The sequence below is a fragment of the Lentiprolixibacter sp. genome (genome assembly GCF_982873095.1).
This window is the reverse complement of the sequence record NZ_CEYNTP010000075.1, coordinates 1-10,867: the sequence shown is the minus strand read 5'-3', so window position 1 is coordinate 10,867 and position 10,867 is coordinate 1. Positions and strand designations below refer to the sequence as shown.

At 47.4% G+C, this 10,867-nt stretch carries 9 protein-coding genes; 6 read left to right on the top strand and 3 right to left on the bottom strand.

Features of this window, described 5'->3' with window-relative positions; genetic code table 11:
• The 4 genes from gcvP to AC4E7D_RS06350 form a co-directional block, all read left to right on the top strand.
• The coding region (gcvP, locus tag AC4E7D_RS06365) for an aminomethyl-transferring glycine dehydrogenase (RefSeq protein WP_490172977.1) at positions 1-2,345 on the top strand (2,345 nt) is incomplete at its 5' end.
• Positions 2,346-2,500: 155 nt separating this feature from the next.
• Positions 2,501-3,559: a 3-oxoacyl-ACP synthase III family protein gene (locus AC4E7D_RS06360; protein WP_490172976.1), complete on the top strand. Its 1,059-nt coding sequence runs from the start codon at positions 2,501-2,503 to the stop codon at positions 3,557-3,559.
• Positions 3,560-3,565: 6 nt separating this feature from the next.
• The gene (locus tag AC4E7D_RS06355; RefSeq protein ID WP_490172975.1) at positions 3,566-4,093 is read left to right on the top strand and encodes a methyltransferase domain-containing protein; all 528 of its coding nucleotides are present in this window, start codon (positions 3,566-3,568) and stop codon (positions 4,091-4,093) included.
• Positions 4,094-4,108: 15 nt separating this feature from the next.
• Positions 4,109-4,960 carry a glycosyltransferase family 2 protein gene (locus AC4E7D_RS06350; RefSeq protein WP_490172974.1) on the top strand — a complete coding sequence of 284 codons (852 nt, stop codon included), beginning with the start codon at positions 4,109-4,111 and terminating at the stop codon, positions 4,958-4,960.
• Here AC4E7D_RS06350 and pafA read toward each other — a convergent pair.
• Positions 4,952-6,637 carry an alkaline phosphatase PafA gene (gene pafA, locus AC4E7D_RS06345; RefSeq protein WP_490172973.1) on the bottom strand — a complete coding sequence of 562 codons (1,686 nt, stop codon included), beginning with the start codon at positions 6,635-6,637 and terminating at the stop codon, positions 4,952-4,954. The two genes, AC4E7D_RS06350 and pafA, sit on opposite strands and share 9 nt — an antisense overlap.
• 114 nt (positions 6,638-6,751) lie before the next feature.
• On the opposite strand from pafA, the gene AC4E7D_RS06340 reads away from it, so the two are divergent.
• Both AC4E7D_RS06340 and AC4E7D_RS06335 read left to right on the top strand, forming a co-directional pair.
• Positions 6,752-7,489 (top strand): MlaE family ABC transporter permease, encoded by a 738-nt coding sequence (locus AC4E7D_RS06340; protein WP_490172972.1) that lies wholly within the window; start codon positions 6,752-6,754, stop codon positions 7,487-7,489.
• Positions 7,489-8,256: an ABC transporter ATP-binding protein gene (locus AC4E7D_RS06335; protein WP_490172971.1), complete on the top strand. Its 768-nt coding sequence runs from the start codon at positions 7,489-7,491 to the stop codon at positions 8,254-8,256. The genes AC4E7D_RS06340 and AC4E7D_RS06335 overlap by 1 nt, the downstream gene beginning before the upstream one ends.
• On the opposite strand, the gene AC4E7D_RS06330 is transcribed toward AC4E7D_RS06335, so the two are convergent.
• Positions 8,253-9,719, bottom strand: a complete 1,467-nt coding sequence (locus AC4E7D_RS06330) for a DUF389 domain-containing protein (RefSeq protein WP_490172970.1) — start codon at positions 9,717-9,719, stop codon at positions 8,253-8,255. The two genes, AC4E7D_RS06335 and AC4E7D_RS06330, sit on opposite strands and share 4 nt — an antisense overlap.
• 6 nt (positions 9,720-9,725) lie before the next feature.
• A complete protein-coding gene (locus AC4E7D_RS06325) occupies positions 9,726-10,814 on the bottom strand; it encodes a mannose-1-phosphate guanylyltransferase (protein WP_490172969.1) in 1,089 nt (362 codons plus the stop codon).
• Between the last annotated feature and the right edge of the window lie 53 nt (positions 10,815-10,867).

The window sequence follows — 10,867 nt, the reverse complement described above, 5'->3', positions numbered from 1 at the left end:
TTTCTGAAGCCGTCCTGCCCCAGACCCTTTCCCTGTTACAAACACGATCAAAGCCACTGGGCATAGAGCTGGTAATTGGCGAACATGAAGACTTTGGTTTAGATTCAGGATTTTTTGGGGCCCTCCTCCAGTACCCGGGGAAATACGGACAGGTAGATGACCTGGGAGGATTTATCCAGAAGGCACAGGAAAACAGTATAAAAGTGGCTGTAGCTGCCGACATCCTGAGTTTGGTACTGTTAACGCCTCCCGGAGAACTAGGGGCCGATGTGGTAGTGGGTACCACACAGCGCCTGGGGATTCCCTTGGGATATGGCGGTCCGCACGCCGCATATTTCGCTACCAGGGAGGACTACAAGCGTCATATTCCGGGAAGGATCATAGGACGTACCCGTGACACGGATGAGCAGCCTGCGCTGCGAATGGCCCTGCAAACCCGCGAACAACATATTAAACGCGATAAAGCCACCTCCAATATTTGTACGGCACAAGTACTTCTGGCCGTGATGGCAGGGGCCTATGCCGTATACCATGGCCCAGAAGGGCTCAGGCATATCGCCGGGGAAATCCACAGAAAAACGAGGATCCTGGATGCCTATCTAAAGGCATCCGGTATTCAACAATATAATGATGTGTTCTTTGACACCCTGAAAATCAGGGTGATCAATGCAACTGAGGTCAGGGCACGAGCTGTAGGTATGGGGATCAACCTCAATTACATCAATGAGGAAATGATATCGGTCTCTATTAATGAGGCGACAAGTATGGAAGATCTGAGCGAACTGGCCACCTGCATCACAGGCTCCATTGAGGCTGTTGACCTTTCCGGTTATCAGGAATTTTCTGAACCTCTTCTTCCGTCAGCACTTCTTCGTACCTCCGATTTCCTGGAGCATGAGGTATTTAACTCCTATCATTCTGAAACAGAATTGATGCGCTACCTTAAGAAACTGGAGCGCAGGGATCTGGCCTTGAACCATTCCATGATCCCGCTGGGGTCCTGTACCATGAAACTGAACGCGGCTACGGAAATGCTTCCGCTCAGTACACCAGAATGGGGGAACATACATCCTTTTGCCCCTGTGGGACAGGCTGCGGGCTATCATGAAGTACTGCGAAAGCTCGAAAATGACCTCAGCACCATAACAGGATTTGCAGCAACATCGCTACAACCCAATTCTGGGGCTCAGGGGGAGTATTCCGGCCTGATGACCATCAGAGCCTACCACGAGTCACGCAACGAAAGCCATCGCAACATTTGTATCATCCCGGCATCTGCTCATGGTACCAATCCCGCTTCTGCAGTGATGGCTGGCATGAAGGTGGTGGTGACAAAAACCGATGAAAAAGGCAATATCGACCTGCAGGACCTGGAGGAAAAAGTAGTGGCGAACTCAGAGAACCTGGCTGCACTGATGATCACCTACCCCTCTACACACGGAGTTTATGAATCCTCAATACGGAAAATTACCAGGCTCATCCATGACCATGGCGGCCAAGTGTATATGGACGGTGCCAATATGAATGCCCAGGTGGGGCTAACCCATCCGGCAGCTATCGGGGCAGATGTTTGCCACCTCAATCTGCACAAAACCTTTGCCATACCCCATGGCGGAGGTGGCCCGGGAGTAGGACCTATTTGCGTTGCTCCCCAGTTAGCACCTTTCCTGCCAGGACATCCTGTGATAGCAACAGGAGGAGAAAACGCTATAACTGCGATATCCGCAGCTCCCTGGGGCAGCCCGCTGGCCTGTCTGATTTCCTATGGATATATCAAAATGCTCGGAGAAGAAGGCCTCAGTGAAGCCACAAAGGTCTCCATACTGAATGCGAATTACATTAAAAACCGACTTGAAGGTAAGTATCAGGTACTGTATACCGGTGAACAGGGCAGGGCTGCACATGAAATGATCATTGATTGCCGTCCTTTCAAGCATCTCGGTATCGAAGTGACTGACATTGCCAAACGGCTCATGGACTATGGATTCCACGCGCCCACCGTTTCTTTTCCGGTAGCCGGCACCATGATGATTGAGCCCACAGAAAGTGAGAGCCTTGCCGAACTGGACCGGTTTTGTGATGCCTTACTGGCCATCCATTCGGAAATTGAAAGGTGCGGCACAGAGGAAGGAGACAATATCCTTAAAAATGCACCCCATACACTAAGTATGTTGACTGCAGACCATTGGCCGTATTCGTACAGCAGACAGGAAGCAGCATTCCCGTTACCTTATGTTGCGGATAACAAATTCTGGCCCAGTGTACGTCGGGTAGATGATGCTTATGGAGACCGAAACCTCATTTGCAGTTGTGTCCCGATATCAGCTTATACCGAGGCTGATTAGTAGGTAAACTACTGATTTTATGTGATTTAACATGCTATTTCATAACATGAAAAGCAGGATTTTGGCTCGTTGGGCATCGTAAACTGTGCCTTATCTTTTTTGAACGAAATGAATTTAATGCTTACATTTTGACCCAAACTATAGGAAACGCAAACATGAACGTTGGAATACTGGGTACAGGTTGCTATATCCCCGCTGTAAAGACTAAGAATAACCATTTTGAAGAACACAATTTTCTGGATAGTAACGGTGCACCATTTGAGCACTCCAATACCGTTATTATTGAGAAGTTCAAAGCCATCACGGGTATCAAGGAACGCCGTTACGCGCAGGATGATTTAAACACCTCTGACCTGGGCTATTATGCAGCCCAGGCTGCAATCGAAGATGCCGGTATTGATCCGGAGTCCCTGGATTATATCATTTTCGCACATAATTTCGGTAACGTGAAAAAAGGGCATACCCAATCAGATACCCTGCCTACCCTTGCAACCCGGGTTAAAAACCGGTTGAAAATCAAAAACCCGTATTGCGTGGCCTACGATATGCTGTTCGGATGTCCGGGATGGGTGGAAGGCGTGATCCAGGCCCAGGCATATATCCGGTGTGGCATGGCAAAAAACTGCCTTGTAATCGGTGCAGAAACGCTTTCCAGGGTTGTAGACCACGCAGACCGGGATTCCATGATTTATTCAGATGGCGCCGGGGCTAGTATTATATCCGCTGAAGGTAATTCCGGGGAGATCCTGGCCCATATTTCTGCAACTTATGCCAACGGGGAGGCGTATTTCCTGTTCAATGGGGAATCTTACGATCGCAATGCTTCGGATACCACACAATACATCAAGATGTATGGGCGTAAAATCTATGAATTTGCCATATCCCATGTTCCCAGTGCTATGAAGGCCTGCCTGGAAAAGAGCAATATCCCCATAACAGACCTTAAAAAGATCTTCCTGCACCAGGCAAACGAAAAGATGGATGAGGCCATCGTGCAAAGGTTTTACCGATCCTATAAAATGAGGGTGCCAGACAACATCATGCCCATGAACATAAATACCCTTGGTAACAGTTCTGTGGCAACCATACCCACCCTGTTCGATATGGTTAAGCGGGGACAATTGGAAAACCACGAAATTAACAAGGGAGATGTGGTCATGTTTGCAAGTGTGGGTGCCGGTATGAACATCAATGCTTTTGTATACCGCTGCTAATTCATCATGTACGATAAGTTTTATCCCACCAAACGCTATCGGAACACCCTTGCTTTCCTGGAAAAACATATTCCTAAATCAACCAGAATTCTCGATCTTGGCGTAAGCAACCCCCTGACCGATATCATGCAGGATCACGGGTATGATGTGGAGAATACGGGAGGAGAGGATCTTGATCTCGATTTTAGTAAGGTAGCCAACTCCACTGCCGAAGTGGTTACTGCCTTCGAAATCTTTGAACACCTCGTAGCACCCTTTAATGTTTTAAGAGAAATAAAGGCACAGCGACTGGTAGCCAGTGTACCCCTGAGGTTATGGTTTGCAACCGCATACCGCAATGAACAGGATCCCCGCGACCGGCACTATCACGAATTTGAGGCCTGGCAGTTCGATTGGTTACTCGACAAGGCCGGCTGGGAAATCAAGGATAGGGAAAAATGGACCAATCCTGTAGGTAAAATTGGTTTACGACCCATTCTGAGGCGATTTACCCCAAGGTACTATATCGTCTATGCCGAGCGAAAAACCCATTAATTTCCTCGGTCTGAAATGGAATACTACGTAGTTATCCCCGCTCACAATGAAGAGGCCTATCTGGACAAAACCCTGGAGTCTCTTGTGCATCAAACCCTACCTCCCAAAAAAGTGGTTATTGTTAACGATCATTCTTCAGATGGCACAGAAGCCATAATTGACCGATTTAATCCACAATACCCCCATTTTATAAAACGGAACAGGCATTCTGACGCCCAGCATATGCCAGGGGGAAAGGTAGTACATACCTTCAACTATGGGCTGGAACTGCTGGACGATGAATATGACTTCATAGTTAAACTGGATGCGGATATTATCCTGCCTCCTGAATATTTTGAGAGGATCGCTGCCATCTTTTCAGCACATCCCGATGTAGGTATTGCCGGAGGGTTTGCCTATGAGCAGGACGATAGTGGGGTTTGGAAACGCAATCATCCCATGAACCAGGATCATGTCAGGGGCGCTTTCAAATCTTACACTAAACGCTGTTTTAAGACGATTAAGGGATTAAAGCCCGCCATGGGATGGGATACCGTAGACGAGCTCCTCGCGGCGTACTACGGCTTTACCACCTTTACGGATGAATCGCTACAGGTAAAACACCTCAGGCCACTTGGAGCAGCGTATAACAAACGAGCCAAAAGACTACAGGGCGAAGCCATGTATCTCATGCGCTACGGTTTTATCATTACCCTGATCGCCTCGTTCAAAATGGCTGTAAAAACAAAGAAACCGAGGGCCATAGGAGATAACCTTCGCGGTTATCTGTCGGCCAGGAATAATAAAAAACCCTTTATCGTATCTACAGAAGAAGGTCAGTTTATCAGGAAGCTCAGGTGGAAAGGCATCCGAAGTAAACTATTCTAGGACCACACTTATAGGACTTCCCGTAGCCCCATTAGGGAAAGCTATTCCCAGTAGCGAAGCAATGGTAGGGGCAATATCAGGGATTTCTGTCCGCTCCGCAGTACTCCCCTTCCGAATACCCTTCCCATAGAACAATAAAGGAACATGGGTGTCATAGATTTGCGGGGAACCATGCGTGGATCCTGTCCTGGAATAAGAAGCTTTGGCAGGCTCAAGCACCAACAGAATATCGCCCGATCGCTTTTGGTTATATCCGTTCTGAAGGATATTGGGGATGCCCTCGCTGTATTCATTGTTCAACATCTGGTGGGCCGTGTATACACGGTCTATTCCCTCATATTTGATCATCTCCCTGGCCAGTGCCTCCTGCACTTCCTGGACACTGATGTCCAGATTTTGGATTACTTGATGATCCAGGAAAATCTGGGCATTAGAATAGTTTTTAATCAGCTCTGTGGTCCCATAGCGGTACCTGAGAAAATCAAACAGACGCTCCCGATATTCTGAAAGGGAAAAGTACCCTGCCGGGATCTTAAGATCGCTGAGATAGGCAGGAACGTGCACTGCAGCGTGGTCTGCCGTTAAAAAAACGGTATAATTCCCATCGCCTACCTGCTTGTCCAGCTCGTTCAGTAAACGCTCCAGGTCCTGGTCCAGCCGTATATAGGTGTCCTGAATCTCTTTCGAATTAACACCGAAAAAATGACCCACATAATCCGTGCTGGAGTAGCTGATCGCGAGAAAGTCGGTAATATCGTCCTGCCCCAGGTCTTCACCCTTCATCGCTGCAAGGGCAAAATCTGTGGTAATACTGTTACCATAAGGAGTGATCCTGAGCAAACCGAATTGCCCGTTATCGTCCCACAGTGATTCGAGGTCATAAGGAAAAACCGGTTCCTCTTTGCCATCAAAGACTCCCTCGTACATATTGTTATCCGTACCACTTTGCACATAAGTATTTATGGGTTTCAGTGTATTCCACGGCCTTTTATACCGTTCTACAGCGTTAGAATTATTGAACTTGCTCACCCAGGCAGGCAACTGTTCCATATAGAAGGAGCTGCTGATCCAATTCCCCTCTGAGCCCCCTGAAAACCAATAGGCGGCATTGGCCGTATGCCCTCCGGGAAGTACTGCTCCCCGGTCTTTCAATGCAACGGCAACAACCTTCGACCGCATCTGGGTGTGTAACCTCAGTTGGTCTGTGATGGTCGTCACATTCATACGATGGGGGGACATCTGCCCGGCATCAGAGGTTGTCCCTACAGAAGTCTGGGTAGTATCCGAAGCACAATATACTGAGGCATCTGCATACTTATCATACCACTCATTTCCTATAATCCCGTGGGTGGCCGGCGTGGTCCCCGTGTAGACGGAGGCATGCCCCGGACCCGTGCTTGTAGGTGCGTAATTAAAATGGTTGTTACGGCAATTGAACCCGCCACTTACCAGGCGTTTAAAGCCACCCTTTCCGTAGTGGTCCCAAAAACGTGTCAGGTAATCATACCGCATTTGATCCACCACTATTCCCACCACTAATTTGGGCTGCTGATAGGGTGCTGTCTGTTCTGTAGTAAGGGTATTGCCCTCCCTGTTCTTCTTTTGGGCAGAAAGGGTACTTACCAAGGCAGATAGGGTAAAAAAGACGATGAATAAGTGGAATCGATGAGGCTTCATAAGTTTCATTTACTATCCCCCAAAAATAGCGAATTATAGCCTCAAAAAAGGGAATTGAAAGTCAATTGAACGTTAATATTGTTATTTTTACGCTGAGAAGATGACCACAGTTCAATGAACTACCTTTCCGCGATTGGAAGCTATGCCATTATGGTTCGCGAGGTTTTTAAAAAGCCAACCAAATGGCCGATAATGAAGAATTTGATCCTCAAGGAGATCGATGAACTTATTTTTGGTTCCCTGGGTATAATCATCTTCATTTCGATCTTCATCGGTGGGGTAGTTGCCATTCAGACGGCTTTGAACCTCACCAATCCGCTTATCCCCAAAAACCTGATCGGATTTGCTACACGGCAATCAGTGATCCTGGAATTCGCCCCAACATTCACCTCCATCATTATGGCCGGTAAAGTGGGCTCCTATATCACCTCCAGTATTGGTACCATGCGTGTTACGGAACAGATTGACGCCCTGGAGGTCATGGGAGTGAACTCCTTGAACTACCTGGTATTTCCAAAAATTATCGCCATGCTCTTCTATCCCTTTATCGTGGCCATTGCCATGTATGTGGGGATTTTTGGGGGCTGGATCGCCAATGTCCTTGGGGCGCACAGTTCCAGCGCAGAATTCGTAGAAGGCCTCAAGCTCGACTTTATTACCTTCCACGTGACCTACTCCTTTATTAAGTCCGTGGTTTTTGCCTTCATAATCGCAACGCTGCCTTCATTTCACGGATATTATATGAAAGGCGGGGCCCTGGATGTAGGTAAAGCCAGTACGGTGGCCTTTGTCTGGACCAGTGTTGTGATCATCATCTTGAATTTTATCCTCACCCAATTGTTACTAGGCTGATGATCGACGTTGTTAACTTACATAAATCCTTCGGTGATGCCCATGTACTCAAAGGCATCACTACTTCCTTTGAAAAAGGTAAAACCAACCTCATCATCGGTCAAAGCGGATCGGGAAAGACCGTATTTATGAAATGCTTACTGGGTTTATTGATCCCGGATGAGGGCACCATAAGCTATGACGGCCGCCGTTGGGCAGAATTGTCAGGAGATGAACGGCGCGACCTGAGGCAGGATATGGGCATGGTCTTCCAGGGAAGTGCCCTGTTTGACTCTATGACCGTGGAAGGCAATGTAATGTTCCCCCTGGAGATGTTCACCAAACAGTCCCGATCAGAAATGGAAGACAGGGTAAATTTTGTACTGAAACGGGTGAACCTTGAAGGCGCACATAAAAAATACCCTGCAGAAATCTCAGGGGGTATGCAAAAAAGGGTGGCCATAGCACGGGCCATTGTAATGAACCCTAAATATCTCTTTTGCGATGAGCCCAATAGCGGGCTTGATCCCAATACGGCTATCCTAATCGATAACCTCATCCAGGAAATCACCAAGGAGTTTGACATTATTACCGTTATCAACAGTCACGACATGAACTCCGTGATGGAGATTGGGGAAAAGATCATCTTCCTTAAAAATGGTGTCAAGGAATGGGAAGGCACTAACAAGGACATTTTTAAGACAGACAACAAAGCGATTACGGACTTTGTCTATTCCTCAGAGCTATTCAAGAAAGTGCGTCAGATGTATATTGAAGAGCGGGATTAATAGGTAAAGGCTTTCAGCTGAATCGCATCATTCTTCAACCTAAGTTTCAACCATTCGTGTAACCTCCTGCTGTCCCTGGCAATCTGGTTGCTGCTGGCTTCATCTTTCCATTTCACTTCAAAAATCGGGATGGTGTCCGTTTTGCTAAAATCTGTCCGGATACTGTAGTAAAAACTCAATCCGTCCAGGTACTCATAGGAAGCACGGGCCTCAGCACTGATATCGCCAAAAGGGATCTGCTGAGTAGCTTGTTTGCTTAAACTGGCCAATTCTGCTTCCAGGATACGGATGCGTTCATCCTTGTTCAGCAATTCCGCTTTCTTGGCTTCGTACAATTCGTTGACGTAGCGGAATTTCTCTTCAGAGTCGTCCCTGCCCCCCTGGACCACGCGGAGTTCCGCCTCCACAAGGAGTGGATATTTGTTTTTCTGGTTCCTCCAGGAGTTAATTACATTTTCCGGGATGAGCTCGTCCCCCATAGTAACCAGTTCGATAAAGGATTGCCCACTTTGGTCATAGGAGATTTCCGTGAGGTTTTCCATATATCTCCCCCGTTCCTGAAACTCATATACTTCTATGGTTTCATTAATGAGCTGCTGAGATTGATACATAAACTGCGACTTCCTGAACACATTGTAAAACGTATACCCTGCCGGGATCATAACCAGTATCGCCACGAGGGTAGCGATCCTGCCTATTAAACGACGCTTCCTGGAGTTGGCGTAACGCACCATGGGAAAACGCAGGAATTTGATCACCAAAAAGGTAGCCAGGGCAATGAATATGGTGTTGATGGTAAACAGGTACATGGCCCCACCGGCATAACTTAAATTTCCGATTGCCAGGCCAAACCCTACTGTACACAGCGGTGGCATCAGGGCTGTGGCGATGGCGACACCGAATATTACAGAAGCTATAGTACCTCTTTTTGCCCTTGCAATGACCAAAGCCAATCCGCCAAAAAACGCAATGAGGACATCCCGGATATCAGGTGCTGTCCTGGCGAGTAATTCTGAGGATTCGTCTCGCAGAGGAAAAAATTTAAAAAAGAGGAAGGCCGTTAGTACACTCAGGACCACCATAACCGCAAAGTTCTTCAGGGACCTCCTCAGGGTATCCACATCATTGATAGACACGGACATTCCTATCCCAAGGATGGGGCCCATGAGGGGAGAAATTAACATCGCTCCGATAACCACCGCGGTAGAATTGGCATTGAGCCCCACAGAGGCAATAAATATGGAACACACAAGGATCCAGGCGGTATGCCCTTTAAATGATATATCTGCGATGATGGCTTCTTTTGTGGCGTCCTGATCCGTGTTTTGCCTGATATTCAGCAAGTCCGAAAGGAAGGAACGCACACTGCCAAGCAACCCCTGAAAATCCCGTTTCACCTCATCTCCACTGCCCCTGCCGGGGTCAGGAGAGTGCATGTCTTGCTGTTGGTATTCCTGATTCATAAGTTGTTACACGTAATCCTCACCGTAGTTTTCTGCAACAGAAGCCCTGATATTTTTTATTTCCTGTTCCTTGCTTTTGGGAACAATCATTAGGACTTCTTCTTTGTCCACGATAATATAGTCATTTAATCCTTCAATCACCACCAATTTATTCCTGGGCACGCGAATCATATTGCCCATGGCATCCTGATTCCAAAGCTGCCCGTTGATCATCACATTCTTATCACCATTATCTACCAGCTTATCGTACAAAGAACCCCAGGTACCCAGGTCGTTCCAGTCAAAACTTGCCGGCAATACAAGAGTGGTTGCTGCGTGTTCCAGGATGGCATAGTCAATGGAGATGTTTTCTGCTTTGGGGTATTCGCTTGCCACAAAAGCCGCCTCTTCCTTTGTATTATACAGGGGTATGCCGGCCTCAAACAGGCTATACATCTCTGGTTGGTACCGGGCAAACGCATCTATTATAGTTTTGGCACTCCACATAAATATACCGGCATTCCACAGGAAATTCCCTTGTTCGAGGAAACCTTTGGCAGTTTTATAATCCGGTTTTTCCCGGAACTGTGCTACCGTCCGCAAGGCATCACCATTGGCCTCCCCCTCCGTTTCATACTCAATATAGCCATATCCTGTATTTGGGAAGCTGGGTTTAATCCCCAGGGTACAGAGGGCAGCAGTGTCCTTACATTTATCAAAACATTGGATCACGTTATTCTCAAAGGCCTTTTCGTCCTCTATCCAGTGGTCGCTGGGAGCTACTACCATGAGGGCATCCGGGTCTTCCTTGTAGATCTTAAGTGCTGCATAGAGGATACATGGCGCTGTATTTCGCATAGCAGGTTCCAGTACCACCTGGGTTGGCCTTATCCCCGGCAGTTGTTCGAGGACAAGGTCATTATAGATTTCATTGGTAAGGATAAAGATGTTTTCGGAAGGGATAAAGCGGTTTAGCCTGTTAAACGTCTTCTGTATAAGTGTCTCCCCTGTACCCAACATGTCGTGGAACTGTTTGGGGTTATCCGTTGTGCTTACCGGCCAAAAACGGGAACCTACCCCTCCGGCCATTAAAATAGCATAATAGTTTTTGTTCATTTGATCAGGTATCTATGAATTCAACTTCAGTATGGGGTTGGAAAAGGTAAACC

Coding starts and splice junctions, on each gene's coding strand:
- AC4E7D_RS06330 (WP_490172970.1), bottom strand. CDS start 9,719: ATGAATCAGGAATACCAACAGCAAGACATGCACTCTCCTGACCCCGGC.
- AC4E7D_RS06335 (WP_490172971.1), top strand. CDS start 7,489: ATGATCGACGTTGTTAACTTACATAAATCCTTCGGTGATGCCCATGTA.
- AC4E7D_RS06350 (WP_490172974.1), top strand. CDS start 4,109: ATGGAATACTACGTAGTTATCCCCGCTCACAATGAAGAGGCCTATCTG.
- pafA (WP_490172973.1), bottom strand. CDS start 6,637: ATGAAGCCTCATCGATTCCACTTATTCATCGTCTTTTTTACCCTATCT.
- AC4E7D_RS06340 (WP_490172972.1), top strand. CDS start 6,752: ATGAACTACCTTTCCGCGATTGGAAGCTATGCCATTATGGTTCGCGAG.
- AC4E7D_RS06325 (WP_490172969.1), bottom strand. CDS start 10,814: ATGAACAAAAACTATTATGCTATTTTAATGGCCGGAGGGGTAGGTTCC.
- AC4E7D_RS06360 (WP_490172976.1), top strand. CDS start 2,501: ATGAACGTTGGAATACTGGGTACAGGTTGCTATATCCCCGCTGTAAAG.
- AC4E7D_RS06355 (WP_490172975.1), top strand. CDS start 3,566: ATGTACGATAAGTTTTATCCCACCAAACGCTATCGGAACACCCTTGCT.